Source organism: Rhodococcus sp. 2H158 (genome assembly GCF_053764755.1).
The window spans coordinates 156,467-181,646 of the sequence record NZ_JBSNCE010000009.1; the positions used below are offsets into that span (position 1 = coordinate 156,467).

Sequence of the window (25,180 nt, forward strand, 5' to 3'; positions counted from 1 at the left end):
CCCTACCCCGAAGGAGTTCCCATGCCCAGCACCACCGTCACCGTCGGCTCGTCCATCGGCCTGCATGCCCGGCCGGCCGGCATCATCGCCGAAGCCGTGGTCGCCTCCGGAGTCCCGGTGACCCTGGCCGCGGACGGCGGCGAACCCGTCGACGCGGGCTCGGCGCTGCTCATCATGACGCTCGGCGCCACCCAGGGCACCGAGGTCACCGTGACCAGCGACGACGCCGACGTGCTCGCCCGGGTCGCCGAGCTGGTGGCCGCCGACCTCGACGCCTGACGTCAGCCCCGGCGGCGGCGCGCGGCCCGTCGCCACAGGCCGCCTGCGGCGGCTGCGACCACCACGATGCCCGCGGCGATCGCCGCGGGCATCGCGCCGTCCGGGGTCTGCGCCGGCTCCCCCGCAGGCGCGGGCCGGAACAGGCCCACCACGTCGCGCCACACCCGCACTCCCGGCAGGGCGCCGCCGGCGGATTCGGAAGCGGTCAGCAGGTCCCCGTTCGCGGTGAAGGCCACCGCCTCGCCCTGCGGTTCGTCGGGCACCGGCACCCGCAGGGCCGGGCCCGCCGCGAGCGCCGCCGCGACGTCGCCGTCGGGGGCGTGGAAGAGGTAGACATCGGTATACGTGCGCACTGCGGCGACGGTGCCGTCGGCGCTGACCGCGCCACCGGTGACCAACGCGGAGGAGGCCCCGCCGACGGGTCCGCCGGGGGTGTCCGTGGGGCCGAGGGTCAGGGATCCGACGCGTTCGAGCGGGACCGGCCCCGGGTCGGGCAGGTCGTCCACGCTCCGCCCGCCCGCCGGGCGGTAGATCCCGGCACTGCCGAACAGCGGCTTGGAGACGATCAGCGGCACCCCGTCGCGCGGGACGAGCAGCGTCTCCGCGTCGCGTGGGCCGTCGGGGTAGGTGAGCCGGTGCAGGCTGCTCGCGCCGGTCTGCGGGTCGACCGAGATCAGCGCGACGGTGTCGCGCGCGGCGCGATTGTCGCCGACGTCGCCGAGCCACAGCCGGCCGCCCGGACCGGCGGCGAGGTCCTCCACGTCGTACGGGTCGACGGCCGGCGGGATGCGGCGCAGCACCGCGCAGTCGGCACCGAGCTCGAACACCGCCTCGTCGGCCCCGGCGTCCGGCACCGCGAACACGCGATCACCGGAGACGGCGAGGCCCGACAGCTCCGCGAGGGCGGGATCGGTGGGGGTGCACAGCACGCCACCGTCGACCTCGGCGATCGGGACCGTGGAGGTCTGCGCCGCGGCGGCCGGCGCCGACACGACGGCAGCCGAGGCCACCAGGCCGACGAGGGCGCCGCGCACTAGGCGGCGTACTCGACCAGGGCCGACGCGAGCGCCTGCGGCACGCGGGCATGCACGCGCGTACCGTCCACCTCGTGCGCGGAGTTCAGGACCTGCCCGTCCGAGTGGATCCGCGCGAGCAGGTCGCCCCGCGTGTACGGCAGCAGCACCTTCACCTCGACGTCCGGGTGTTCGAGCAGCGCTGCGAGGTGCTCGCGCAGTTCGTCGAGTCCCTCGCCGCTGCGCGCCGAGACGAACACCGCGTCGGGCAGCAGGGCGCGCAGCTCGGTGAGGGTCAGCGGGTCGGCGGCGTCGACCTTGTTCACCACGATCAGCTCGGGCGGCGGCGGAGCGTCGGACTCGCGCAGCACGTCGGTGATCACCTCGCGTACCGCCTTGATCTGGTCCGTCGGCAGCGGATCGGACCCGTCCACCACGTGCAGCAGCAGGTCCGCGTCCGTGACCTCCTCGAGGGTGGAGCGGAACGCCTCGACGAGCTGGGTCGGCAGGTGCCGCACGAAGCCGACGGTGTCGGTGAGCACGTACTCCCGCCCGTCCGGCAGTTCGGCCCGGCGGGTGGTCGGGTCGAGCGTCGCGAACAACGCGTTCTGCACCAGCACACCGGAACCGGTGAGCTTGTTGAGCAGGCTGGACTTGCCGGCGTTGGTGTAGCCGACGATGGCGACCGACGGGATGCGGTTGCGCATGCGCCGGGTGCGCTTGGTGTCGCGAACGGACTTCATCGCCTTGATCTCGCGGCGCAGCTTGGCCATCCGTTCGCGGATGCGGCGCCGGTCCGTCTCGATCTTCGTCTCGCCGGGACCACGCAGGCCCACGCCGCCGTTGCTGCCGGCACGGCCGCCGGCCTGCCGCGACATCGACTCGCCCCAGCCGCGCAGTCGCGGCAGCATGTACTCCATCTGCGCAAGCGATACCTGCGCCTTGCCTTCCCGGGAGGTGGCGTGCTGGGCGAAGATGTCGAGGATCAGTGCGGTGCGGTCGATGACCTTGACCTTGACGATCTTCTCCAGGGCGGTCAGCTGCGCGGGGGTGAGCTCGCCGTCGCAGATGACGGTGTCGGCACCGGTGGCCAGCACCACCTGGCGCAGTTCCTCGGCCTTGCCGGAGCCGATGTAGGTCGCGGCGTCGGGACGGTCCCGGCGCTGGATCAGTCCCTCGAGTACCTCGGAGCCCGCGGTCTCGGCCAGTGCGGCGAGCTCGGCGAGGCTGGCCTCCGCCTGGGCCGCGGTGCCGCCGGTCCACACCCCGACCAGCACGACCCGCTCGAGGCGGAGCTGACGGTATTCGACCTCGGTGATGTCCTCGAGTTCGGTGGACAACCCGGCGACGCGGCGCAGGGCGCTGCGGTCCTCGAGCTGCATCTCGCCGACCGACGGGTCGGCGGGGGCCCAGCCCGCGACGCGGTCCGCGTCGTCGGTGGCCGATTCGTTTCGTCGTGTGTTCGTCATACACGACCATCGTCCCACGTCGGACGCGCCGACGCATGCGACTTTCCGGGTGTCCGCGCAGGGCGAAACCCGCGCGGCGCACCGGCGCCGCCGGGCCGGGAGTCAGTCCAGGCCGCCCCACCAGTCGTCGCCGATCGTGCCCGACGCCACCAGCACCGACGGGCCGCGCAACGCGGCCCGGCCGTCCTCGAGGCGCACCTGCACGGTCCCGCCGGGGACGTGCACCTGGACCGTACCGGAGCCGGACCCGTCGAAACGCAACGCCGCGGCGGCGGCCGCGACCGTGCCGGTGCCGCAGGACCGGGTCTCCCCCACGCCCCGCTCGTACACCCGCATGTCCACCGCGCCCGCGGAGATCGGCGTGAGGAACTCGATGTTGACCCCCTGCGGGAAGAAGCCGGGGTCGAAACCCGGACCGGACAGGTCGAGGGCGGCCAGGGTCGCCGCGGTGAGGTGCGGATCGACACAGGCCAGGTGCGGGTTGCCGACGTCGATGCCCAGCCCGCGATACACCCGGCCCTCGATGGTGGCCGTCGACTCCCCCAGCTCCCGCACCACACCCATGTCGACGGTGACCTCGCCGTGGGTGGCGTCGGCGCTGTGCACCTGCACCGGCTTACCGCCGGCGCGGCTGCCGACGACGAACTCGCCCCGCGACTCGAGCCCGCTGGCGGTGACGAAGTGCGCGAACACCCGCACCCCGTTGCCGCACATCTCCGCGATCGAGCCGTCGGCGTTGCGGTAGTCCATGAACCAGTCGTCGGCGTCCGTCCCCTCGGGCAGTGCCGGCAGAACCCCGGCGTCGACCAGCGCCCCGGCGCGCGCGACGCGCAGGACCCCGTCCGCCCCGAGGCCGCGCCGGCGGTCGCACAGCGCCGCCACCCGCTTCGGCTCGAGGGAGATCCTCACGTCGGGATCCGGGAGGATCACGAAGTCGTTCTCGGTGCCGTGGCCCTTGCTGAAGTCCATGCCCGTCACCTTAACGACGGTTCGCATCGGCGAGAACCCGCAGCGCCGTGTCCCGCAGCGCCGGATCGGCACCGTCGAGCCAGTGCACCCGCGGATCCCGGCGGAACCACGAGCGTTGCCGGCGCACGTAGCGCCGTGTCCCGATGAAGGTGCGCTCGCGGGCGTGTGCGAGGTCGCACTCACCTGCCAGGTACTCGAGCACCTGCGCGTACCCGATCGCCCGACGGGCCGTCACCCCCTCATGCAGCCCCTGCTCGCACAGCGCCGCCACCTCGTCGACCAGTCCGCGCTCGAACATCAGGTCCGTGCGCCGGGCGATCCGGTCGTCGAGGGCCACGGTGTCCCGGTCCACCCCCAGCACGACGGTCCCCCATCTGGGATCGCCGATCTGCGGCTGCGACGCCGCGAACGGCGCCCCGGTGAGCTCGACCACCTCGAGGGCGCGGACCATGCGGCGGCCGTCGGTGGGGAGAATCGTCGCCGCGGCGACCGGGTCGGCCCGCTGCAGCGCCGCGTGCACCGCGGCCACCCCCTCGTCGGCGAGCAGCGCCTCCCACCTGGCCCGTACCTGCGGATCCGTGGCGGGGAACTGCCACTCGTCGAGGAGCGCCTGCACGTACATCATCGAGCCGCCGACGATGATCGGCACGGCGCCGCGGGCCCGGATCGCCTCGACGTCGGCGGTCGCGGCCTGCTGGTAGCGGGCGACCGTGGCGGTCTCGGTGACGTCGAGGACGTCGAGCTGATGGTGGGTGATGCCGCGGCGCTCGTCGACGGGCAGCTTGGCGGTGCCGATGTCCATGCCGCGGTACTGCTGCATCGCATCGATGTTGACGATCTCCCCGCCGAGTTCCTCGGCGAGATCGAGGCCCAGATCGGACTTGCCGGTGGCCGTCGGGCCGACGACGGCCACCGGACGGATGGGCTCACGGGTCACGGTCGCCACACCCCCACGTGGTATCCCACCCCGTACGGCGCGCTGCTGTGGGTCGTGGCGGCCGCCGCCGGCCCGTCGGAGCCGAACACCGCGGCCAGCACCTGCCATGCGGCACGGCCGTCGAGGACCAGTTCGGTACAGAGCGCCGGGTCGAGCGCGGCGAGCGCGGCGGCGTCGCCGACGGCGAGGGCGGCGCCGAGCGCCTCGTCCACCTCCTGCGCCCCGGGGTGGTAGGCCCCGGGTGCCTTCGCGGTGAGCGTGGCCGGGCCGTCCGCGACCACGAGCAGGGCCGTCGGGGTGCGGTCCGCGTCCAGGGCGCCGCGCAGCCGCCGCCCGAAGCGGGCGCAGTCCTGCGGGGTCGCGTCGGCCGGCACGACGTGCGTGGTGGCGCGCACGACCGGCGCCGTCCGGTCGCGCAACCAGCCCGCGATCAGGGCCGGCAGCGGCAGCTGCGGATCGGGCGTCCCCGCGGTCGCCGGCCCGAGCGATACGGCCAGGTCGACGCCGAAGCCGCGGAACGTTCCGACGGCCGTGTCCGGGAGGTCCGCGGCCTCCGTGCCCGTACCGACGACGACCCACTGCGCCGCGGCGCGCAGTTCCGCCCCGACGGCGAGCACGGCGTCGCGCAGGTCGGCGGTCTCGGCGGCCGCGGAGCCGGTCAGCTCGGGAACGAGCAGGGGTGGGGACGGCACGAACGCCGCGGCGATCAACACACGGGCCACCGTAGTCGACCCGACCCGCCGCCTCCCGGCCGTGCGACCTGTTTCAATAGTGGGCGGGCGTGGTCTCGGAGCGACCTCCGCGGCCCGACCACGCGAACCAGTGCGACCAGGCAGCCGTGCCGCGCGGCAGAGATGAGGACCGATGACCGACCCGAACGCAACGCAGGAATCCCGCGCTCCGAAGCCGGGCGCTCCCAAACCGGGTCGGCAGCGGCCGGCCCCCGAGTCGTCGGCACCCAAGCCGCACCCGGCCGCCCATCCCCATCCGCAGCCCACGGTCCCGGCCAGCGATCCGAGCCGGTGGGGCCGCGTCGACGAGGACGGCACGGCGTGGGTGAAGACCGCCGAGGGCGAGCGGTGCATCGGGTCCTGGCAGGCGGGCGACGCCGCCGAGGGGCTTGCACACTTCGGCCGCCGGTACGACGACCTCGCGACCGAGGTGGCGATCCTCGAGTCGCGGCTGAGCTCGGGCACCGGGGACGCGAAGAAGACCCGGGCGGCAGCCCAGGCCCTCGCGGAGTCCTTGCCCACCGCCGCCGTGATCGGTGACCTCGACGCCCTCGCCGAGCGGCTCGCCGCGATCGTCGCGGACTCGGAGAAGGCGGCGGTCGCCGCGAAACAGGAGAAGGAGCACCAGCGGGCGGCGGCCACCGCCCGCAAGGAGTCCCTCGCGGCCGAGGCCGAGCAGATCGGCGCCGAGTCGACCCAGTGGAAGGCCGCCGGCGACCGGTTGCGGGAGATCCTCGAGGAGTGGAAGACGATCCGCGGCGTGGACCGTAAAGTCGACGACGCCCTGTGGCGGCGCTATTCGAAGGCCCGTGAGGCGTTCAACCGCCGGCGCGGCGCGCACTTCGCCGAACTGGACCGCGAGCGCGCCGCCTCCAGGGCCCGCAAAGAGGATCTCGTGGCGCGGGCCGAGGAACTGCAGGACTCGACCGACTGGGGTGCGACGGCGGCCGCGTTCCGGGAACTCCTCGCCGAATGGAAGGCGGCCGGCCGGGCGCCGCGCGAGGCCGACGATCAGCTGTGGAAGCGGTTCAAGGGCGCCCAGGACGTGTTCTTCGCCGCCCGCAACGCTGCCGCCTCGGAGCGAGACGCGGAGTTCGAGGAGAACGCGCAGGCGAAGGAGGCGCTGCTGCAGTCGGCGGTGTCGATCGATCCGGCGGCGGACATCGACGCCGCCCGAGCCCGGCTGCGCGAGCTGCAGGAAAGGTGGGAGGAGATCGGCAAGGTCCCGCGGGAGCGGATGCACGACCTCGAGAGCCGTCTGCGGGCGATCGAGAAGCGGGTCCGCGAGGCCGCCGAGTCCGAGTGGCGGCGCACCGACCCGGAGGCGCTCGCCCGTGCCGCCCAGTTCCGGGAGCGCGTGCGCCAGTTCGAGGAGCAGGCCGCCAAGGCCACCGCCGCGGGCCGCCCGAAGGACGCCGAGAGCGCGCTCGCGCAGGCGCAGCAGTGGCGGGAATGGGCCGACGCCGCGGAAGGAGCCGTCGGGGAGCGCTGAGCGCCCCTCCGGACACGACGGTGCCCCCGGCTCGTTCGAGCCGGGGGCACCGTCGTTCGTCCGGTCCCGGACGGTCAGTCGTCGAGCAGGCCCTTGTTCTCCTGCTGGGCCGCCGCGTTGCGGAGTTCCTCCTCGGCGGCGAGCTGAAGCGCGGTGCGCGTCCACACCACCTTCGCCCAGTGGAAGGTGAGCACCATGACGGTGATCCAGCCCAGGATCAGGCCGATGCCCGGTCCCGCGCCCGGGTCGCCGACGGGAAGGGTCTGCCTCGACCAGATCGAGAGCATGCCGAACACGATCGACACCGCGGAGCCGGCCAGCGCCAGCCACGCCAGCACCCACCGGCGGGTGACGAGCGCCAGGATGGAGAAGATCGCGCCGAATACCAGAGCGAGCCACAGGAAGATGCGGGAGGGCAGCGCGATGGACTCGGCGGTCGCGTCGGGGGCGAAGGACAGCACCTCCCACCCGTTGGCCGCCCCGGCGTGGGGCAGGCTGAACGAGCCGAGCAGCACGAGCACCGCGACCGCGACGACGAGCGCGCGGGCCCCCGGGTCGATCTCACCGGCGATCTTGCGTTCGGCTGCCTCGAGGTCGGCACGGACTTCGTCCATCGGATCCCTTCCGTCGTCCCCGGCGTCGTCGCCGGGCGTCCTGCCCTCGTCGGGGCCGCTCGCGGTCATGCGTCACATCCCGTCTGTGCCGGAAGCGGCTCGGGCACACCGATCTGCGGGAGACCGAGCCCCACCCCGATGGGGGGCGTCTTGGGGGTGCGGCCCTGCTCGAACCGGTCGCCGGCGCGGGTGCGCCGATGGGTCAGGATCGGGGTGTCCGCGACCAGATGGTGCGGGGCGGCCTCACTGATCACGATCGTGACGACGTCGCCGGGGCGGACCGCACGGTCGATGTTTCCCTCGGGCCGGAAGTGCACGAGCCGGCCGTCACGGGCGCGGCCGCTCATCCGGGCGGTCTCGGAGTCCTTGCGGCCCTCCCCCGCGGCGACGAGCAGTTCGACCTCCGTGCCGACGAGCGCGAGGTTCTCCTCGAGGGTGATCCGCTCCTGCAGCGCGATGAGCCGTTCGTACCGTTCCTGCACCACCGCCTTGGGCAGCTGGCCGTCCATCTCCGCGGCCGGCGTGCCGGGTCGCCTGGAGTACTGGAAGGTGAAGGCGCTGGTGAACCGGGCCTTCTCGACGACGTCGAGGGTCTCCTGGAAGTCCTCCTCGGTCTCGCCGGGGAATCCGACGATGATATCGGTGGTGATCGCCGCGTGCGGCATGGCCGCGCGCACCTTCTCGATGATCCCGAGGAACCGCTCCTTGCGGTACGAGCGGCGCATCGCGCGCAGGACGCGGTCCGAGCCGGACTGCAGCGGCATGTGCAGCTGCGGGCACACGTTCGGGGTCTGCGCCATCGCCTCGATGACGTCGTCGGTGAACTCCGCGGGGTGCGGGGAGGTGAAGCGGACCCGTTCGAGGCCCTCGATACCGCCGCAGGCGCGCAGCAGCGCGGCGAACGCGCCGCGGTCGCGGGGCTGCTCCGGATCGGCGAAGGAGCGGCCGTAGGAGTTGACGTTCTGGCCGAGCAGGGTCACCTCGAGGACGCCCTCGTCGACGAGCGCGCGGACCTCGGCGAGGATGTCACCGGGCCGGCGGTCCACCTCCTTGCCACGCAGCGACGGCACGATACAGAAGGTGCAGGTGTTGTTGCAGCCCACGGAGATCGACACCCAGCCGGCGTAGCTGGACTCGCGCCGGGCGGGCAGGGTCGAGGGGAACGCCTCGAGCGATTCGAGGATCTCGACCTCGGCGCGGCGGTTGTGCCGGGCACGATCGAGCAGCGCCGGCAGGTTGCCGATGTTGTGCGTGCCGAACACGACGTCGACCCACGGCGCCTTCTTCACGACGACCTCGCGGTCCTTCTGGGCAAGGCACCCGCCGACGGCGATCTGCATGTGCGGGTTGGCGTCCTTGACGGGCCGCAGATGGCTCAGGTTGCCGTAGAGCTTGTTGTCGGCGTTCTCGCGCACCGCGCAGGTGTTGAAGACCACGAGATCGGCGGGCGCACCCGGCCCTGCCTTGGTGAACCCGGAGTCCTCGAGCAGCCCGGACAGGCGCTCCGAGTCGTGCACGTTCATCTGGCAGCCATAGGTGCGCACCTCGTAGGTGCGGGCGCCGACCTCGGCGGTCGCGTCGAGGGCGGCCGGGGCGCTGGGGGGTTCATGGTCCATCGATGACACGTCCCAGCCTAGCTCACGGGGTCGGACCGCTCCTGAAGTGGGCCGAGAGAGACAATTTAGTCCATCGCGCGACCCGGCGGGGCGAACCGGATCCGGCCTTTCGGTGCCGACCGTAAATTTTCCATTACGCAGTCCGAACTCGGCTTCCGAAAATCGCGGCACGGCGGCGCGGGCAGCATAGGGTTCTGTCCATGACACCAGCGGCGGTCGAATTCGAGAAGCCCTCCGGCTCGGCAGGCGGCGCACCCCCGATGATCTCGATGTCGGCGGTGGAGAAGCACTTCGGAGCCCTGCACGTGCTGCAGGACATCAATCTCGAGGTGTCTGCGGGGCAGGTCGTGATCGTGGTGGGGCCGTCCGGGTCCGGCAAGTCCACCCTGTGCCGGACCATCAACCGGCTCGAGCCGATCGACTCGGGCGAGATCCGGGTGGACGGCAGGCTGCTTCCCGCGGAGGGTAAGGCGCTCGCGGCGCTGCGAGCCGACGTGGGAATGGTGTTCCAGTCGTTCAACCTGTTCGCGCACAAGACCATCCTCGAGAACGTCATGCTCGCCCCGGTGAAGGTCCGTCGCAAGGGCAAGGCCGAGGCCAAGGAGCAGGCGCTGCAACTTCTCGACCGCGTCGGCATCGCCAATCAGGCGGAGAAGTATCCCGCGCAGCTCTCGGGCGGCCAGCAGCAGCGCGTCGCGATCGCGCGGGCACTGGCGATGAACCCGAAGGTCATGCTGTTCGACGAGCCGACCTCGGCGCTGGACCCCGAGATGGTCCAGGAGGTGCTCGACGTCATGACGTCGCTGGCCCGGGAGGGCATGACGATGCTCGTCGTCACCCACGAGATGGGCTTCGCCCGCAAGGCGGGCAACCGCGTGCTGTTCATGGCGGACGGGCAGATCGTCGAGGACACCGACCCCGACACGTTCTTCACCGCGCCCAAGTCCGCCCGCGCCCAGGACTTCCTCGGCAAGATCCTCAGTCACTGATCCGGCGTCGCTGCCGCACCGAACCGGGGCGGCATCACCCACAACACGGAGGTACTCGATGAGAATCACCCGCTCGGTTCGCCTGGGCATCGGCGCGATCGCCGTCGCCGTGCTCGCCACCGCGTGTGGCGGAGACGAGCAGCGCAGCGTGTCGCAGTCCGCCGAGAGCGGCTCCCTCGTCGTCGGCATCAAGTTCGACCAGCCCGGACTCGGGTTGCGCAATCCCGACGGTACCTTCACCGGGTTCGACGTCGAGGTCGCGAAGTACGTCGGGCAGCAGCTGGGAGTGGCGCCGGAGAACATCGAGTTCAAGGAAGCTCCGTCCCCGCAGCGCGAGACTCTCATCGAGAACGGTGAGGTGGACTACATCGTCGCCACCTACTCGATCACCGACACGCGCAAGGAGAAGGTCGACTTCGCCGGGCCGTACTTCGTCGCCGGCCAGTCGCTGCTCGTGCGTGCCGACAACACCGACATCACCGGACCGGAGTCGCTCAACGGCGGCAAGCGGCTGTGCTCGGTGGCCGGCTCCACCCCCGCACAGAAGGTCAAGGACACCTACGCGCAGGACGTGCAGCTGCAGGAGTTCGACACCTACTCCGCCTGCGTCGAGGCGCTGCGCAACGGTGCGGTCGACGCCGTGACCACCGACGACATCATCCTCGCCGGTTACGCGGCCCAGTACCCGGGCCAGCTGAAGGTCGTGGGCGAGCCGTTCACGGAGGAGCGCTACGGTATCGGTCTGGCCAAGGGCGACACCGAGTCCCGCAACCAGATCAACGACGCGATCGAAGAGATGATCTCGAGCGGTGCCTGGCAGGCCGCCCTCGAATCCACTGTCGGCCCGTCCGGATACCCCCTGCCGGAACCGCCGCAGGTCGACCGCTACTGACCGTCCCCCGCCGTCCGGCCGGCCCGTTCGACGACTCGTCACGGGCCGGCCGGATCCCAGTCCCCGATCGGTGGAGTTGACCTGTGGATCTGTTGAGCAAGTACGGCGATCAGTTGATCGACGCCTTCTGGACCACCGTGCAGTTGACGGTGCTCTCGGCGATCGGCGCCCTGATCCTCGGAACGATCCTCGCCGGGATGCGCGTGTCCCCGGTGCCGGTGGCACGGGCGGTCGGCACCGTATACGTGGGGATCTTCCGCAACACCCCCCTGACGCTGATCATCATCTTCTGCCTGTTCGGCCTGTCACAGACGCTGGGCATCAGCCTTGCACCCCAGTCGTCGCCGACATTCCTGGTGGACAACAACTTCCGGCTCGCGGTGCTGGGCCTGAGCGTCTACACCGCGGCGTTCGTCTGCGAGTCGCTGCGCTCGGGCATCAACACCGTCAACGTCGGGCAGGCCGAGGCGGGCCGCTCCCTCGGGTTGACCTTCGGCCAGAATCTGCGCCTGATCGTGCTGCCGCAGGCGTTCCGCGCGGTGATCGCACCCCTCGGTAGCGTGCTGATCGCCCTGACCAAGAATTCGACGATCGCGTCCGTCATCGGCGTCTCGGAGGCCTCCCTGCTGATGAAGACCATGATCGAGAACGAGGCGCAGATCTTCGTCATCGGCGGCATCTTCGCCCTCGGCTTCGTGATCCTGACCCTGCCCACGGGCCTGCTGTTCGGCTGGCTGAGCACGCGATTCGAGGTGTCCCGGTGAGCACCGGCCGCGCAACCGTCCTCTACGACGCCCCCGGTCCCCGGGCGCGAACGATCTACCACGTCGCCTCGGCGGCGGTGGCCGTGCTGCTCGTCGCCGTCGGCTATTTGGTCTACCGGGCTCTCGACGCCAAGGGGCAGCTCACCACCGAGAAGTGGGAGCCGTTCCTGGAATCGAGCTCGTGGACCACGTATCTGATCCCCGGCATCCGGGGCACACTCATCGCGGCGGCGGTATCCATCGTGCTCGCCCTGGTCCTCGGGGCCGCGCTGGGCATCGGCCGGCTCTCCGATCACCGGCCCGTACGCGCGGTGTGCGGCTTCATCGTCGAACTGTTCCGGGCCATTCCGGTGCTGATCCTGATGATCTTCGCCTACCAGTTGTTCGCCGAATACCAGGTCTTCCGGTCGAAGTACCTGGCGCTGGCTGCGGTGGTCACCGGCCTGACCCTCTACAACGGCTCGGTGATCGCCGAGATCGTCCGCGCCGGTATCCGGTCGCTGCCCCGTGGGCAGACCGAGGCCGCCGCGGCGCTGGGCATGCGCAAGGGCCAGATCATGCGTCTGATCCTGTTGCCGCAGGCCGTCACGGCGATGTTGCCGGCGATCGTCTCGCAGATGGTGGTGGCCCTGAAGGACTCCGCGCTCGGCTATCTCATCGGGTACGTCGAAGTCGTGCGCGCCGGTCAGCAGCTCGGCGCGTTCTTCGGCAACTACCTGCCGTCGCTGCTCGTGGTGGCCGCGATCATGATCGTGCTCAACGGCGCGTTGACGGTCGTCGCGACCCGGCTCGAGCGGCGTCTGCGGACCGGACGCAAGAACCGTGCCGCGATGCCGGAGGCCGACGAGAACGCACCCGACAACGTGCTTTCCGGCATGACCGTGCCGGGGGTGGACATCACCAGCGATCACGACAAGCGCCGGTAACCCGTCAGTCGGTGGCGACGTCGCCGGGCTCGGGATCGAGCCCGGCGAGCTCGCTGCGGACCACGTCGAAGGCCACGCCCTGCGGGTAACCACGGCGGGCGAGCATGCCGACCAGCCGTCGCACCACCTTGTCCCGTTCCGCGGCGATCTCGCGCCGATCCCCCTCCGTGGGCAGCGGGGGCTGGGTGCGCAGCTTCTTGCGCACCAGTTCGGCGGCGCGGGCGCGTTCGTCGTCGCCGTCGATCTGCTCCAGCGCCTCAGCCGCCTCGTGCTGCCCGATACCCTTGCGGCGCAGTTCCATTGCCAGGGCACGTTTGCCCCGGCCGGCATGCCGGTGACGGGAGCGCACCCACTGCTGGGCGAACTCGGCGTCGTCGACGAGACCCACCTCGGTGAGCCGGTCGAGGGTCCGCTCGGCGACGTCCGCGGCGAAGCCCTTCTGTTCGAGTTTCGCGGCGAGTTCGGCGCGGCTGCGAGCCCGGTCGGTCAGCAGACGGAGGCACAGGTCCTTGGCCTGTGCCTCCGTTCCGCCGCCGGGCAGGTCGTCGCCACGCCGGTCACCGCGACGGGAGTCGCTGCCCAACGCTCGACTCAGAAGTCGGCGGGCTCGTCGGCCACCTCGGCGGTGATGTCCGCCCCGATGCCGAGCTTCTCCTTGATCTTCTTCTCGATCTCGTCCCGGATGTCGGTGTTCTCCAACAGGAACTTGCGGGCGTTCTCCTTGCCCTGACCGAGTTGGTCGCCCTCGTAGGTGTACCAGGAGCCGGACTTGCGGATGAAGCCCTGCTCGACACCCATGTCGATGAGCGAGCCCTCCTTGCTGATGCCGTGGCCGTAGAGGATGTCGAACTCGGCCTGCTTGAAGGGCGGCGACACCTTGTTCTTGACGACCTTGACGCGGGTGCGGTTGCCCACCGCGTCGGAGCCGTCCTTGAGGGTCTCAATACGCCGCACGTCCAGGCGCACCGACGCGTAGAACTTCAGAGCCTTACCGCCGGTGGTCGTTTCGGGCGAGCCGAACATGACCCCGATCTTCTCGCGCAGCTGGTTGATGAAGATCGCGGTGGTGCCCGAGTTGTTGAGTGCACCGGTCATCTTGCGCAGCGCCTGGCTCATCAGGCGGGCCTGCAGGCCGACGTGGCTGTCACCCATCTCGCCCTCGATCTCGGCGCGCGGCACCAGGGCCGCCACCGAGTCGACCACGATGATGTCGAGCGCGCCGGAACGGATCAGCATGTCCGCGATCTCGAGCGCCTGCTCACCGGTATCCGGCTGCGACACGAGCAGGGCGTCCGTGTCGACGCCGAGCTTGCGGGCGTACTCGGGATCGAGCGCATGCTCGGCGTCGATGAAGGCGGCGATGCCGCCGGCGGCCTGGGCGTTGGCAACGGCGTGCAGAGCGACCGTCGTCTTACCGGAGGATTCCGGGCCGTAGATCTCGACGACCCGGCCGCGTGGGAGGCCGCCGATGCCGAGCGCGACGTCGAGCGCGATCGAGCCCGTCGGGATCACGGCGATGGGCTGGCGGGACTCCTCCCCCAGGCGCATCACCGAGCCCTTGCCGAAGCTCTTGTCGATCTGCGCGAGCGCCAGCTCGAGCGCCTTGTCGCGATCGTGTGCCTGTGGTGCCATCGTGGTCCCCTTTTCGAGTCTCGTCTTGCTTGCCGATGACGTTAGAGTCCGGCACCGACAAGTTCGCCGTCCCGACCGGCGAGCGGCCGGATCTGTGGATGAATCGGACGCCTGTGGACTACTTCTTCACCACCCGCGGACCAGCATAGGCGAACAATTGTTCGAACGGAACGGGCGCGGCGGTTTCACCGGCGCGCGGGCGGGACGTCGAACTCGTCGCACAGGGCCCGCCACACCTCACGGGGTTCCCGGCCGGCCTCGATGGCCGCGGCGGCGGTCCGCCCTCCGAGCGAGAGCAGCACGTGGTCACGTAGCAGGGCGTCGCCGCGCAGTTGCCCGAACTCGTTGCGGACACACTCGTGAAATTCCGTCAGTCGCACCTGCGCCACGGTAGTCGCCTCCCGGACCCGCGACAGCGGCCGGTGGAGCGGACACGGGACACGTCACCGCATCGGCGCCACGACGCCGCGGCAGACGGCCACAGGGTCCTCGACCTGCGTTTCCGTCGCGGCGGCCAGGCGGGCCGCGCGCGTGAAGCGCGGCTCGGCCAGCACGGTGTCGACGGCCGCCCGCAGCGCGTCGGAGTCGAGTGGCCGCACCACCGCCGCGCTGCCCTGCCGGGCGGCCCGATTGGCCAGCTCCCACTGGTCGCCGCCGCCGGGCACCACTACCGCGGGCACCCCGGCGCGCAGGGCCTTGGCGAGCATCCCGTGGCCGCCGCCGCACACCACCACGTCGGCCTGCTCGAGCAGCAGGTCCTGCCGGCCGTGTCCGGCCACGACGCCGTCCGGCCAGTCCCGCTCGGGCGGCTCGAGCATCGCGACGACGATCCGCATCCCGGATCCGCCGAGGCCCGTGCACACGGCGTCGAGCAGGCCGGGCACGCCGGTAGCCGCGGTGGACGGGGCCACCATCACCAGCGGTCCGTCGCCGGGGGGCGGCTCCAGGACGTCGCCGGTGGGCTCCCACAGCAGCGGCCCGACGACGTGCGCCCCGGCGGGCCAGTCCGGTCGCGGCACCTCGAGGGCGGGCAGGGTGGCGACGAGCCGGGCCGCCGGCCCCGGATCCCGGGCGGCCAGGCCGATCCCGACGCGCGCGGCGGACCGTTCGCGTTCCCCCTGCCGGATCGAGCGGGCGGTCGCCGCGCGCAGCACCGTGTCCCGCGCGCGCCCGCGCAGCCCGGTGCCTGCGGCGAGACCGCTGCCGATGGGGGGCAGCCCCCGCGAGGGCAGATACAGCGGATGGGGCGACAGCTCCACCCAGGGGATACCGAGGCGTTCGGCGGCCATGCCGCCGCCCGCGGTGAGCACGTCGGAGACGACGAGGTCGGGCAGCAACGCGCTGAGCCCGGGCAGCATCTCGGACGCGATGTGGGCGGCGCGGGCATGGATGCGGGCACCGGCATCGGCATCGTCGTCCTCCGGACGCGGCGCCAGGCCGGCGAGCGGCGCGAGCGTCACCCCGTCGAGGTCGAGGCCGAGCCACCGCTCGCCGGTGAAGAGGACCGGCTCGTCGCCCGCCTCGGCCAGACGCAGGCTCAGGGCTATCGCCGGGATCGCATGCCCGGCGTCGGGCCCGGCCACCACCGCCACTCGCATCGGCTCAGACTGCCACACCCGCTCCCCGCTGCCCGGTTGTGGAGGCGATGCCGGGAGTACCCGCCGCCGGTGCAGCGCCTCGGCGGTGGGGCTCGCCCGGACTGTGCCCACCGCATCGAACGTGCGAGCCTGGAAGCATGACGATGTCGGCAGGTGTCCCGTGAGGAGCGGCCACCCGGTGCCGGACCCCGCCGGTCCGGGACAGGAGTCGGTGTGGGACTACCCGCGGCCGCCCGTGGTCCGACGGAGCGACGAGTTGGTCGAGGTGTGGTTCGGCGGGCAACTCGTCGCACGCACCCGCAACCCGTTGCGGCTGCTGGAGACGAGCCACCCGCCGACCTACTACCTGCCCCGGACATGCTTCGCCGAGGGGGTCCTGCGGCCGGTTCCCGGGAGCACGGTGTGCGAGTGGAAGGGACGGGCCGACTATTTCGACGTCGTGGCGGGCGGACACGTCGCCGAGCGTGCGGCGTGGCACTATCCCCGGCCGGTTGCCGGATACGAGGCACTCGTCGGGCATGTGGCAGTCATGCCGGGTCCGATGGACGGCTGTTTCGTCGACGGCGAGCGGGTGCGTCCCCAGGCGGGGGGCTTCTACGGCGGGTGGATCACCGATCGGGTGGTCGGCCCCTTCAAAGGCGGGCCCGGCAGTCGCTACTGGTGATCGCTCGGAGGGGCGAGCACAGCCGGGGCGATGGACCCGAATCCGGGGACGGCCACCGATCGGCGCGGAGATCGGCGGCAACAGTCCCACGGGGTGGCCGTTCTGCGGCGCCGGCGGTCACGGATACGCCGACCAGAACTGGAGCACCTGCTCGCGGGTGGTGACCGTTCCGTTGTCGATGATCAGCAGTTCGTCCTCGTCGAAGGTGTAGCGCACAGGTCCGGCCAGGACGGTGAATCCGGCGGCGGCCGGAGCGGCATCGGCCAGTTCGATGTCGGCACCGTCGCTGAGCCGCAGGCCCTTGTAGTAGAGGCGATCGGAGTCGTTGCGGCACACCAGGACCCGCGACTCCGACGTGCGCGCCACCGCGACGGCCTCGTCGGTCGAGTTGCAGCGCGGCCCGATGTCGTCGTCGAAGCCCCGGGTGTCCGCCTGCGCGACCGGGATGCGGTCCGGGCGGCTCTGCGGCGGGTCCGTGGTCGTCGGTGCGGGCGACGTGGTGGGGAGGTCGGTGACCTCCACCGTGACCGTCGCGGGGGGCGGCGCCACCGGACCGGGGCTGTCGATCTGCCCGGTGACCGAGGTGTCGGCCCGCGCATCCGGCTCCGGCGTCTCGTCGCGGCCGGGCAGGATCCACGTCAGCGATCCGGCGAGCGCGAGGCCCACGACCGCGGCGCCCAGCAGCACGAGCAGCGGCCGCCGGGAACGCGACGTCGGGTGTCCGGGCGGGTCGGTCGGACCGGCGTACACGGGGGCGGGGGCGGGTTCGGCGGCGGTGATCGCCCGGGTCGGCGCGGTGACCGGCTCGGTGACCGGCTCGGTGAGAGCGGCACGCGCGGCCGCGGCCAGCGCACCGCACGTGGGGAAGCGGTCCTCGGGGCGCTTGGCCATCGCGCGGGCGATCACGTCGTCGAACGCGGACGGCAGGTCCGGCCGCGCCGCGGTGGGGCGCGGCGGGGGCAGATGCAGATGCGCGTGGACCAGATGTGCCGGCTCGGACCCCGGAAACGGTGGCCGCGTCGTGAGCAGTTGATAGAGCGTGCACCCGAGGGCGTAGACGTCGGTCCGGGGGCCGAGGGGCCGTCCCTCGATCTGTTCGGGGGACGCGTACTGCAGGCTGGCGACGAGCATGCCGGTCTCGGTGACCGCCGTGCTGTCGAGGCTCTTCGCGATCCCGAAGTCCGCGAGCAGGACGCGCTCGGGTTCACTCCCCCCGCTCGGCGCGAGCAGGATGTTCGCGGGCTTGACGTCGCGGTGCAGTATCCCGTGTGCATGCGCGTAATCGAGCGCGCGGGCGGTCTCGGACACGATGTGCACGGCGCGCCCCGGAGGCATCGGTCCCCTGCGCAGTGCACCCACCGCGTCGGTGCCGTCCACGTACTGCATCGCAATCCACAACTGGTCGCCGACATTGCCGCGGTCGTACACGGTGACGATGTTGGGATGTTCGAGCCGCGCGACGTGGTCGGCCTCCCGGAGGAACCGGCTGCGGTTTCCCGGGTTCGCGGTCGCCGACGGGTCCAGCAGCTTCAGCGCGATGAAACGCGGCAGGTTCGGATGCCGCGCCAGGTAGACGCTGCCCATACCTCCCGTGCCGAGGCGGCGTTCGATACGGTACCCGGCGAACACGGAGCCGGTCTGCAGTTCTCCCACGGTGTCGTCCACTCCCGAGTCCGTCGCGGGCGCCCGCCCGACGGCCGTCTCAGAATATCGCGCACGTGAAGAGTGCCGGGCCGGACGCTTTGGCGGTCAGGCCGACACATCACCGGCGGCGTCGAGCGCCCGGGCCCGGTCGCCGGGCACGAGCCCGATCCGGGTACGGCGGTCGAGGATGTCGTCGACGTCGAGGGCGCCCTCGTGGGTGACGGCGAATTCCAGTTCCGCGCGGCTGACGTCGAGCCCGGGGGCGATCGGTTCCAGTCTGCGCGGGTCCGCGGCGAGCAGGGCCGCCTCGGTGCCGTAGCGCCGCACCAGGTTCGGCGGGGCGGCGACGGTGCGCAGCACGGCAGGAGGCGCGGCGCCGACGAGAGGGAGCCGCTGGGTGCGGCACGGCCCGACGCGCAGCCCGGCCGTCTCGACGGCCGCGTCGACGGCGTCCTGCGCCATCCGCCGGTAGGTGGTGAGCTTGCCGCCGACGATGCCGATCGGACCGGACTCGGAGCGCACGACCGCGTGCCGGCGCGACAGGTCCGCGGTGCCGCCGCCGGTGTCGGTGCCCGGCGCGGAGGAGTCGAGCAGCGGCCGCAGTCCCGCGAAGGTGCCGAGGACGTCGTTGCGGGTCAGGGGCACGGCGAGGGCCGTGTTGGCGGTGTCGAGGAGGAAGTCGATCTCGCCGTCGGTGGCCTGCGGGACGTCGGGCAGCGCGCCGGGCGCCTCCTCGTCGGTCAGTCCCAGATAGATGCGGCCCAGCTGGGCGGGCAGCGCGAAGACGAACCGGTTGGTGGCGCCGGGAATCGGCACGGTGAGCGCGGCCGTGGGGTTGCCGAGGGCGGCGGCGGCGAGCACGAGGTGAGTGCCGCGGCTCGGTCTCAGCCGGATCGACGGATCCACCTGTCCCGCCCACACGCCCGCCGCGTTGATCACGGCGCGGGCCGTCACCCGCACCTCGGTGCCGGTGCGGGTGTCGCGCAGGGAGGCGCCGTCGGCCGTGACGGAGTGCGCGTCGACGCGGGTGAGGATGCGGGCGCCGTAGGAGGCGGCGGTGCGGGCGAGGGCGACGACGAGCCGGGCGTCGTCGACGAGCTGGCCGTCGTAGGCGAGCAGTCCCCCGCGCAGCCCGTCGCGCCGGACGGCGGGGACCAGGTCGGCGGCGCGCCCCGCGCCGATGCGGCGCGAGCGCGGCAGCACCGCGGACGGCGTGTGCGCGGAGACCCGCAGGGCGTCGCCGGCGAGGAACCCGGTGCGCACGAGCGCGGCCTCGCCGCGGCCGACCGACGGCAGCAGCGGCACCAGCTGCGGCATCGCGCGCACGAGGTGCGGCGCCGTGTGGGTCATGAGAATTCCCCGCTCGAAGGCACTTTCGCGGGCGATGCCGATGTTCCCGGTGGCGAGATAGCGCAGGCCGCCGTGGACGAGCTTCGAACTCCACCGGCTCGTGCCGAAGGCGAGATCGTGCCGTTCGACGAGGACGACGCTCAGGCCGCGCGACGCGGCGTCGAGCGCGGCGCCGGCGCCGGTGACACCGCCACCGACGACGAGCACGTCGACGGTGGGCCGGGCGGCGAGGTCGTCGAGTTCCCGGCGTCGGCGGGCGGCGTCGAGGGCGCTGGAGGCGGGTCCGGTCACGGGCGATCCTCCCCGGAGGGTGCGAGATAGGTGTCCACGGCGTGCGCCAGCTCGGTCAGCAGTGCCGCACGGTCGACCACCTCGGCGACCATCCCGGCGGACTGCACCACGGACTGGGCGGTGAGCAGCACGAAGGCGGCGAGCGCGTGGACGTCGCCGCCGCGGACGGTGCCGTCGCGCTGGCCGAGGACGAGCGCCCCGGTCAGCACCTCGAGCACTGCGTGCTGGCTGGTCCCGAGCCGGTCCACGATGTACGTCATGAGCAGGTCCGGGTCCGACCGCAGGATCTTCTCGAACAGCGGGTGTGTGCCGATCTCGTCGACGGCCGTCACGACGGCCCGCACGACGCGCGGCCGGACGGGCCCCTCTCCGCCGAGATCCGGCAGGACGGCGCGGATCTCACGGGTGAGAAGGTCCGCGACCAGGGCACGGGTGTCGGGCCAGCGGCGATAGACCGTGGGGCGGCTGACACCGGCGCGCCGCGCCACCTCGGCGAGGGTGGTGCGCCGCAGTCCGAAGTCGAGCAGGCACGAGCGGGTGGCGTCGAGGATCTGGTTCTCGACGGTTGCCGTCGGCGGGCCGGAAGACCGGATCTCATCGTTACGAATAGACATTGTATGTAACACTGTAACGCATGACTGTGAGGTTCACACCGCAACACCCCACCGCCGCAGCCGAGATGGAGTGGGACGCGTGGGGCACGGCGGACCGCCGGAAGGAACTCGGCGAGGGCGTCCGCACACTGCTTCGTCAGGCCCTCGGCGTGGACACCGATCGCGCCCGCTCGCTGCCCGAGACCGCCGTGCGGCTCACCCCGTCACGGCTGGACACCCGGCACCACCAGGGCCTGCGGCGCATCGTCGGCCCGGAACACGTCGCCGACGACGACGCGACCCGGCTCCGGCACGCCGGCGGCAAGAGCACCCTCGACCTGCTGCGGCGACAGAACCCCGGGCCGCAGGACGGACCCGACGCGGTGCTGCGGCCCGGCAGCCACGACGAGGTGCTCGCCGTACTCGACTACTGCGCCGGCGAGGGGATCGCCGTCGTGCCGTTCGGCGGCGGCACCAGCGTCGTCGGCGGGCTGGACCCGGTGCGCGACGGCTTCGAGGCCGTCGTCGCAGTGGACCTGCAACGGATGAACGCGCTCACCGACCTCGATCCGGTCTCCGGTCTGGCGACGCTGCAGGCCGGCGCGACCGGACCGCAGGCCGAGGAGCTGCTCGGTGCCCACGGCTTCTCGCTCGGGCACTTCCCGCAGAGCTTCCGCCACGCGACCGTGGGCGGGTTCGCCGTCACCCGATCCTCCGGCCAGGCCTCCGCGGGCCACGGCCGGTTCGACGAGATGGTCGAGCACCTCGTCGTCGCCACCCCGCGCGGTACCGTCCGGGCCGGCCGCGCCCCGGCCTCGGCCGCGGGCCCGGACCTGCGGCAACTGTTCCTCGGGTCCGAGGGTCTGTTCGGCATCGTCACCGAGGTCGGCGTGCGAATCCACCCGATCCCCGCCGCGACCGCCCACCGCGCCTGGTCGTTCCCCGACTTCGCCACGGGCGCGGACGCCCTGCGCACCCTCGTGCAGACCGGCGCCGTCCCCACCGTGCTGCGCCTGTCGGACGAGACCGAGACCGCGACGAACCTCGCGCTGCACGAACACATCGGTGCGACCGCCCCCACCGGATGCCTGGCCGTGACCACCGTCGAGGGCACCGCCGAACACGTACGCGCCCGCGCCGCGGAGGTCGACGCCCTGCTCGCGACCCTGGGCGGCACCGACCTCGGAGAAGAGCCGGCCCGCGCCTGGGAGCACGGACGGTTCGACGCACCGCACCTGCGCGACGCCCTGCTGCGGGTCGGGGCACTCGCCGAGACCCTCGAAACCGCCACCACGTGGAGCAATCTGGCACGGCTGCGGACGGCGGTGACCGACGCGCTCACCGCCTCCCTGCAGGAACAGGGCACCCCGCCACTGGTGCTGTGCCACATTTCGCACACCTACCCCACCGGCGCGTCCCTGTACTTCACCGTCGTGTGCGCGCAGACGGACGATCCCCTCACGCAGTGGTCGGCCGCCAAGCGCGCCGCCACGGACGCGATCATGACCACCGGCGGCACCGTCACCCACCACCACGCGGTCGGGCGCGACCATCGGCCGTGGATGGCCGACGAGATCGGGGCTCTGGGCACCGGCCTGCTCCGCGCGGTCAAGGACGCACTCGACCCGGTCGGCATCCTCAACCCTGGAAAGCTGCTGCCGTGATCGAATCCGTCACCGTCCTGACGAACCCGGCCGCGGGCCCGCACACCGCGCGCGCAACGAGGTCCGCGACGGCCCGGCTGCGCGAACGGGGCCTGCGCGTCACCGAGATCGCCGGCGACACCCCGGAACACTCCCTCGAGCTGGTGCGCCGCGCCGTCGCCGAGGGAACCGGGGCCCTCGTCGCGGTCGGCGGGGACGGGCTCGTCTGGCTCGCCTGGCAGGCGCTCGCGCAGACCGGGATTCCGCTCGGCATCGTCCCGGCCGGAACCGGCAACGACCTCGCCCGCGTCCTGCACGTGCCGTCGGATCCGGTGGCGGCGGCCGACGTGATCGCCGACGGGGCCACGCGGACGATCGACCTCGGAAGGGTCCGGGCGCCCGGGCGGCCGGACCACTGGTTCGGCACCGTGCTCGCCAGCGGATTCGACTCCCTGGTCACCGACCGCGCCAACCGGATGCGCCGGCCGCGCGGCCGCCTGCGCTACAACGTCGCGATGGTCGCGGAACTGGCGAATCTTCGCCTGCTGCCGTATCGCATCACGCTGGACGGGGACGACCTCGACGTGACGGCGACGATGGTGGCCGTGGGCAATGCCTCCACCTACGGGGGCGGCATGCGCATCGCGCCGGACGCGCGTCTCGACGACGGCCTCCTCGACGTCGTGATCGTGACCTCGGCCAACCGGACCCGCCTGCTGCGCCTGTTCCCCACCGTCTACCGCGGTACGCACGTCGACCTGGACGAGGTGAACGTGCACCGCGTCCGGCGGGTGCGGCTCGAGTGTCCCGGCATCTCCGCCTACGCGGACGGCGAACCGCTCGGACCGCTGCCCGTGGACGTCGAGGCCGTGCCCGGTGCCGGAGTCGTCCTCGTGCCCGGCGGTCAGGCCCCGAACGTGTAGAGCTCGAACCCGGCGGCCCGTTCCGCCGCGAACCCGGGCAGAGCGGCCGTGGCCGACTCCACCTGCCCCCGGGCCTGGTCGAGCACGGGGGCGGGCGCGAGCGCCTCGAGATAGCGGCGGTGCTCGGCGAGGGACGCGACGCCGTCCTCGACGGTGTCGGTGACGTCCACTCCGTGAGTGGGAGACGTGGTGCTCACCGCCACCCACCGCACCCCCGGCCACGGCGGCAGACCCTGCTCGGCCAGGTCCGGGAAGATCCACTCGTTCGCCGCGTCGGTGACCGCGTCGAGCACGCTCAGCCCCAGGGCACGGTGGTCGGCGCTGTTGAGGACGCCGGGGAACCACGTGAGCCCGAAGTTGCCGGTCACCACCATCTCGGGTCGGTGCCGGCGGATCGCCGCCGCAAGATCGCGGCGCAGGTCCGGCCCCGCCACCAGGCGGCCGTCGGGATGCCCGAGGAACTCGACCACCTCGACCCCGACGACCCGGGCGGATGCCCGCTCCTCCTGCTCGCGCAGCGGCCCGCACGCCGCCGGCGGCAGGCCCGCGATGCCGGCCTCGCCGCTGGTCGCCAGGACGTAGCGCACCTCCTTGCCCTGTCGGGTCCACCGCGCCACCGCGGACGCCGCGCCGTACTCGATGTCGTCGGGGTGCGCGGCGATCACGAGCGCCCGCTGCCAGTCCTCCGGTACCGGTTCCATTCGTCCACTATCGCCGATCCCGATGCGCGGGTGGGGGCCTCGCGCATACTGGACGTCGTGTCGTGGTCCGGGCTCGTCGAAGCAGCGCTCGACGTGCGGTTGACGACGACGGCGGCGGCCGTGGTGTTCACCGTCCTCACCGTCGCCGGCTTGGCCACCCTGGCCGCACGACGGCACCGCCGCTGGCTCCTGATGGGGATTCCGACGACCGTCGCGCTGACCCTGGTGCTGGTGGTGCTCGCCGCCGTGCTCGTCGAGCAGGTGTGGCGACCGTTCCCGGATCGGTTACCACGGGATGTGTACGCGTGGTCCGCCCTCGCCGTCCTCGCCGTGGTGCTCCTGGCCGGCCGGTGGCTCGTCCGCCGCCGGGACCGGGCGCGTCCGCTCGTCGCGGCCGCCCTCGTCGTCGCCGCGCTGGCGGTGGCGGTGGCGGGTGCGGGGCGGATCAACGCGGTGTTCGACGCCTACCCCACCGTGCGTTCCGCCCTCGGCATGACCGACTACCGCACCGTGCCGCTCGACGTGGCCCTGGCACCGGCCACGGCGACGATCGCTCGGCAACCGCTGTCCGAGAACTGGTCGCCCCCGGCCGATCTGCCCGCGACCGGCGCGGTGACGACCACCCCGATCCCCGCTGCCGTCTCGGGATTCCGCGCCCGCGACGCGCGGATCTACCTGCCACCCGCCTACTTCGCCGAGCCGCGCCCCGAACTCCCGGTGCTGGTGCTGCTCGCCGGCCAGCCCGGCAGCACCGACGACTGGCTGATCGGGGGCCGGCTGCCGCAGATCATGGACGCGTTCGCGGCCGAGCACGAGGGGCTGGCACCGGTCGTCGTGCTCGCCGACGGCACCGGCGGCCAGTTCGACAACCCGCTGTGCGCCGATTCCCACCTCGGCAACGCCGCAACCTACCTGGCGGTCGACGTGCCCGCCTGGGTCCGCGAGCACCTGCAGGTCGACGACGATCCGGCGGGCTGGGCGATCGGCGGTCTCTCGTACGGCGGGACGTGCGCGCTGCAGCTCGCGACCGCCCGCCCCGACGTGTACCCCACGTTCCTCGACTTCTCCGGCCAGGCCGAGCCGACCCTCGGCGACCGGGACCGCACGATCCGTGAGGTGTTCGGCGGCGACACGGAGGCGTTCGCGCGGAACAACCCTGCCGACCTGCTGGCCCGCAACCGCTACCCCGGCTCGGCGGGGGCGTTCGTCGTGGGCCTCGACGACAGCGAATACCGTTCGGGAATAGAACAACTCACGACGGCGGCCCGGGCCGCCGGCATGGACGTCCACCTCACGGAACTGCCGGGAGCGCACAGCTTCGCGGTGTGGTCCGCCGGACTCGAGAAGGAGCTGCCGTGGCTCAGCCGCCGACTCGGCCTCGTCGCCCCGTGATCGCACGCAGCGTCGCGGCGCTGCGCCGGGCCCCCGTCGGTCTCACCCTGCTCGCGGC

Annotated in this window: 25 protein-coding genes; 10 read left to right on the forward strand and 15 right to left on the reverse strand. The window is 72.4% G+C overall.

Annotation, left to right across the window (positions count from 1 at the left end; translation table 11 throughout):
- Positions 1-21: 21 nt before the first annotated feature.
- Complete coding sequence (locus ACWPOB_RS11145; RefSeq protein ID WP_100058929.1) at positions 22-279, forward strand: HPr family phosphocarrier protein; 258 nt, start codon at positions 22-24, stop codon at positions 277-279.
- A gap of 2 nt (positions 280-281) precedes the next feature.
- On the opposite strand, the gene ACWPOB_RS11150 is transcribed toward ACWPOB_RS11145, so the two are convergent.
- From ACWPOB_RS11150 to ACWPOB_RS11170, 5 genes are all read right to left on the reverse strand, one after another.
- Complete coding sequence (locus ACWPOB_RS11150) at positions 282-1,313, reverse strand: hypothetical protein (RefSeq protein WP_455400838.1); 1,032 nt, start codon at positions 1,311-1,313, stop codon at positions 282-284.
- Positions 1,313-2,761, reverse strand: a complete 1,449-nt coding sequence (gene hflX / locus ACWPOB_RS11155; RefSeq protein ID WP_006935077.1) for a GTPase HflX — start codon at positions 2,759-2,761, stop codon at positions 1,313-1,315. The genes ACWPOB_RS11150 and hflX overlap by 1 nt, the downstream gene beginning before the upstream one ends.
- 102 nt (positions 2,762-2,863) lie before the next feature.
- On the reverse strand, positions 2,864-3,730 hold the full coding sequence (gene dapF, locus ACWPOB_RS11160) for a diaminopimelate epimerase (protein WP_029543356.1): 867 nt from the start codon (positions 3,728-3,730) through the stop codon (positions 2,864-2,866).
- A gap of 10 nt (positions 3,731-3,740) precedes the next feature.
- On the reverse strand, positions 3,741-4,676 hold the full coding sequence (gene miaA, locus ACWPOB_RS11165; protein ID WP_455400839.1) for a tRNA (adenosine(37)-N6)-dimethylallyltransferase MiaA: 936 nt from the start codon (positions 4,674-4,676) through the stop codon (positions 3,741-3,743).
- On the reverse strand, positions 4,664-5,380 hold the full coding sequence (locus ACWPOB_RS11170) for a hypothetical protein (RefSeq protein ID WP_455400840.1): 717 nt from the start codon (positions 5,378-5,380) through the stop codon (positions 4,664-4,666). Before ACWPOB_RS11170 ends, miaA begins: the two co-directional genes overlap by 13 nt.
- A 151-nt stretch (positions 5,381-5,531) precedes the next feature.
- Between ACWPOB_RS11170 and ACWPOB_RS11175 the strand changes: the two genes are divergently transcribed.
- The gene (locus ACWPOB_RS11175) at positions 5,532-6,890 is read left to right on the forward strand and encodes a DUF349 domain-containing protein (RefSeq protein ID WP_100057249.1); all 1,359 of its coding nucleotides are present in this window, start codon (positions 5,532-5,534) and stop codon (positions 6,888-6,890) included.
- A 74-nt stretch (positions 6,891-6,964) separates the two neighbouring features.
- Here ACWPOB_RS11175 and ACWPOB_RS11180 read toward each other — a convergent pair whose 3' ends face one another.
- Positions 6,965-7,573: an Rv2732c family membrane protein gene (locus ACWPOB_RS11180; RefSeq protein WP_455400841.1), complete on the reverse strand. Its 609-nt coding sequence runs from the start codon at positions 7,571-7,573 to the stop codon at positions 6,965-6,967.
- Positions 7,570-9,120 (reverse strand): tRNA (N6-isopentenyl adenosine(37)-C2)-methylthiotransferase MiaB, encoded by a 1,551-nt coding sequence (gene miaB / locus ACWPOB_RS11185; RefSeq protein ID WP_455400842.1) that lies wholly within the window; start codon positions 9,118-9,120, stop codon positions 7,570-7,572. Before miaB ends, ACWPOB_RS11180 begins: the two co-directional genes overlap by 4 nt.
- 260 nt (positions 9,121-9,380) lie before the next feature.
- Here miaB and ACWPOB_RS11190 point away from each other — a divergent pair, with 260 nt between their 5' ends.
- From ACWPOB_RS11190 to ACWPOB_RS11205, 4 genes are all read left to right on the forward strand, one after another.
- Positions 9,381-10,109 carry an amino acid ABC transporter ATP-binding protein gene (locus tag ACWPOB_RS11190; RefSeq protein ID WP_100057250.1) on the forward strand — a complete coding sequence of 243 codons (729 nt, stop codon included), beginning with the start codon at positions 9,381-9,383 and terminating at the stop codon, positions 10,107-10,109.
- Positions 10,110-10,167: 58 nt separating this feature from the next.
- Positions 10,168-11,001 (forward strand): glutamate ABC transporter substrate-binding protein, encoded by an 834-nt coding sequence (locus ACWPOB_RS11195; protein ID WP_100057246.1) that lies wholly within the window; start codon positions 10,168-10,170, stop codon positions 10,999-11,001.
- An 83-nt stretch (positions 11,002-11,084) separates the two neighbouring features.
- On the forward strand, positions 11,085-11,765 hold the full coding sequence (locus ACWPOB_RS11200; RefSeq protein WP_165037965.1) for an ABC transporter permease subunit: 681 nt from the start codon (positions 11,085-11,087) through the stop codon (positions 11,763-11,765).
- Positions 11,762-12,691, forward strand: a complete 930-nt coding sequence (locus tag ACWPOB_RS11205; protein WP_100057244.1) for an amino acid ABC transporter permease — start codon at positions 11,762-11,764, stop codon at positions 12,689-12,691. The genes ACWPOB_RS11200 and ACWPOB_RS11205 overlap by 4 nt, the downstream gene beginning before the upstream one ends.
- Positions 12,692-12,695: 4 nt before the next feature.
- Here the strand turns inward: ACWPOB_RS11205 and recX are convergent, their stop codons facing one another.
- The 4 genes from recX to ACWPOB_RS11225 form a co-directional block, all read right to left on the reverse strand.
- The gene (gene recX / locus ACWPOB_RS11210; RefSeq protein WP_455400843.1) at positions 12,696-13,274 is read right to left on the reverse strand and encodes a recombination regulator RecX; all 579 of its coding nucleotides are present in this window, start codon (positions 13,272-13,274) and stop codon (positions 12,696-12,698) included.
- Between the two features lie 8 nt (positions 13,275-13,282).
- On the reverse strand, positions 13,283-14,323 hold the full coding sequence (recA, locus tag ACWPOB_RS11215) for a recombinase RecA (protein WP_100057242.1): 1,041 nt from the start codon (positions 14,321-14,323) through the stop codon (positions 13,283-13,285).
- Between the two features lie 185 nt (positions 14,324-14,508).
- Complete coding sequence (locus tag ACWPOB_RS11220) at positions 14,509-14,703, reverse strand: DUF3046 domain-containing protein (protein WP_165037959.1); 195 nt, start codon at positions 14,701-14,703, stop codon at positions 14,509-14,511.
- Between the two features lie 63 nt (positions 14,704-14,766).
- Positions 14,767-15,921, reverse strand: coding sequence for a glycosyltransferase (locus ACWPOB_RS11225; RefSeq protein ID WP_455400844.1), 1,155 nt, complete (start codon positions 15,919-15,921; stop codon positions 14,767-14,769).
- Positions 15,922-16,081: 160 nt separating this feature from the next.
- Between ACWPOB_RS11225 and ACWPOB_RS11230 the strand changes: the two genes are divergently transcribed.
- A complete protein-coding gene (locus ACWPOB_RS11230; RefSeq protein WP_455400845.1) occupies positions 16,082-16,585 on the forward strand; it encodes a DUF427 domain-containing protein in 504 nt (167 codons plus the stop codon).
- Between the two features lie 117 nt (positions 16,586-16,702).
- Here the strand turns inward: ACWPOB_RS11230 and ACWPOB_RS11235 are convergent, their stop codons facing one another.
- The 3 genes from ACWPOB_RS11235 to ACWPOB_RS11245 form a co-directional block, all read right to left on the reverse strand.
- Positions 16,703-18,250, reverse strand: coding sequence for a serine/threonine-protein kinase (locus ACWPOB_RS11235; protein ID WP_455400846.1), 1,548 nt, complete (start codon positions 18,248-18,250; stop codon positions 16,703-16,705).
- Positions 18,251-18,334: 84 nt separating this feature from the next.
- A complete protein-coding gene (locus ACWPOB_RS11240) occupies positions 18,335-19,870 on the reverse strand; it encodes a glycerol-3-phosphate dehydrogenase/oxidase (protein WP_455400847.1) in 1,536 nt (511 codons plus the stop codon).
- The gene (locus ACWPOB_RS11245) at positions 19,867-20,484 is read right to left on the reverse strand and encodes a TetR/AcrR family transcriptional regulator (RefSeq protein ID WP_100057112.1); all 618 of its coding nucleotides are present in this window, start codon (positions 20,482-20,484) and stop codon (positions 19,867-19,869) included. The genes ACWPOB_RS11240 and ACWPOB_RS11245 overlap by 4 nt, the downstream gene beginning before the upstream one ends.
- Positions 20,485-20,504: 20 nt before the next feature.
- Between ACWPOB_RS11245 and ACWPOB_RS11250 the strand changes: the two genes are divergently transcribed.
- Positions 20,505-22,127: an FAD-binding oxidoreductase gene (locus ACWPOB_RS11250; RefSeq protein WP_455400848.1), complete on the forward strand. Its 1,623-nt coding sequence runs from the start codon at positions 20,505-20,507 to the stop codon at positions 22,125-22,127.
- Positions 22,124-23,029, forward strand: coding sequence for a diacylglycerol kinase (locus ACWPOB_RS11255; protein ID WP_455400849.1), 906 nt, complete (start codon positions 22,124-22,126; stop codon positions 23,027-23,029). The genes ACWPOB_RS11250 and ACWPOB_RS11255 overlap by 4 nt, the downstream gene beginning before the upstream one ends.
- Here ACWPOB_RS11255 and ACWPOB_RS11260 read toward each other — a convergent pair.
- Positions 23,011-23,730, reverse strand: coding sequence for a PIG-L deacetylase family protein (locus ACWPOB_RS11260; RefSeq protein ID WP_455400850.1), 720 nt, complete (start codon positions 23,728-23,730; stop codon positions 23,011-23,013). The two genes, ACWPOB_RS11255 and ACWPOB_RS11260, sit on opposite strands and share 19 nt — an antisense overlap.
- 57 nt (positions 23,731-23,787) lie before the next feature.
- Between ACWPOB_RS11260 and ACWPOB_RS11265 the strand changes: the two genes are divergently transcribed.
- Complete coding sequence (locus tag ACWPOB_RS11265) at positions 23,788-25,122, forward strand: alpha/beta hydrolase (RefSeq protein ID WP_455400851.1); 1,335 nt, start codon at positions 23,788-23,790, stop codon at positions 25,120-25,122.
- The last annotated feature ends 58 nt before the right edge of the window (positions 25,123-25,180 follow it).

Bases quoted from the DNA above. Each gene is read 5' to 3' on its own strand.
- ACWPOB_RS11175 (WP_100057249.1), top strand. From the start codon at position 5,532: ATGACCGACCCGAACGCAACGCAGGAATCCCGCGCTCCGAAGCCGGGC.
- ACWPOB_RS11145 (WP_100058929.1), top strand. From the start codon at position 22: ATGCCCAGCACCACCGTCACCGTCGGCTCGTCCATCGGCCTGCATGCC.
- ACWPOB_RS11250 (WP_455400848.1), top strand. From the start codon at position 20,505: ATGACTGTGAGGTTCACACCGCAACACCCCACCGCCGCAGCCGAGATG.
- ACWPOB_RS11180 (WP_455400841.1), bottom strand. From the start codon at position 7,573: ATGACCGCGAGCGGCCCCGACGAGGGCAGGACGCCCGGCGACGACGCC.
- ACWPOB_RS11260 (WP_455400850.1), bottom strand. From the start codon at position 23,730: ATGGAACCGGTACCGGAGGACTGGCAGCGGGCGCTCGTGATCGCCGCG.
- ACWPOB_RS11195 (WP_100057246.1), top strand. From the start codon at position 10,168: ATGAGAATCACCCGCTCGGTTCGCCTGGGCATCGGCGCGATCGCCGTC.
- miaB (WP_455400842.1), bottom strand. From the start codon at position 9,120: ATGGACCATGAACCCCCCAGCGCCCCGGCCGCCCTCGACGCGACCGCC.
- ACWPOB_RS11225 (WP_455400844.1), bottom strand. From the start codon at position 15,921: ATGCGAGTGGCGGTGGTGGCCGGGCCCGACGCCGGGCATGCGATCCCG.
- ACWPOB_RS11190 (WP_100057250.1), top strand. From the start codon at position 9,381: ATGATCTCGATGTCGGCGGTGGAGAAGCACTTCGGAGCCCTGCACGTG.
- ACWPOB_RS11245 (WP_100057112.1), bottom strand. From the start codon at position 20,484: ATGTCTATTCGTAACGATGAGATCCGGTCTTCCGGCCCGCCGACGGCA.
- hflX (WP_006935077.1), bottom strand. From the start codon at position 2,761: ATGACGAACACACGACGAAACGAATCGGCCACCGACGACGCGGACCGC.
- dapF (WP_029543356.1), bottom strand. From the start codon at position 3,730: ATGGACTTCAGCAAGGGCCACGGCACCGAGAACGACTTCGTGATCCTC.
- recA (WP_100057242.1), bottom strand. From the start codon at position 14,323: ATGGCACCACAGGCACACGATCGCGACAAGGCGCTCGAGCTGGCGCTC.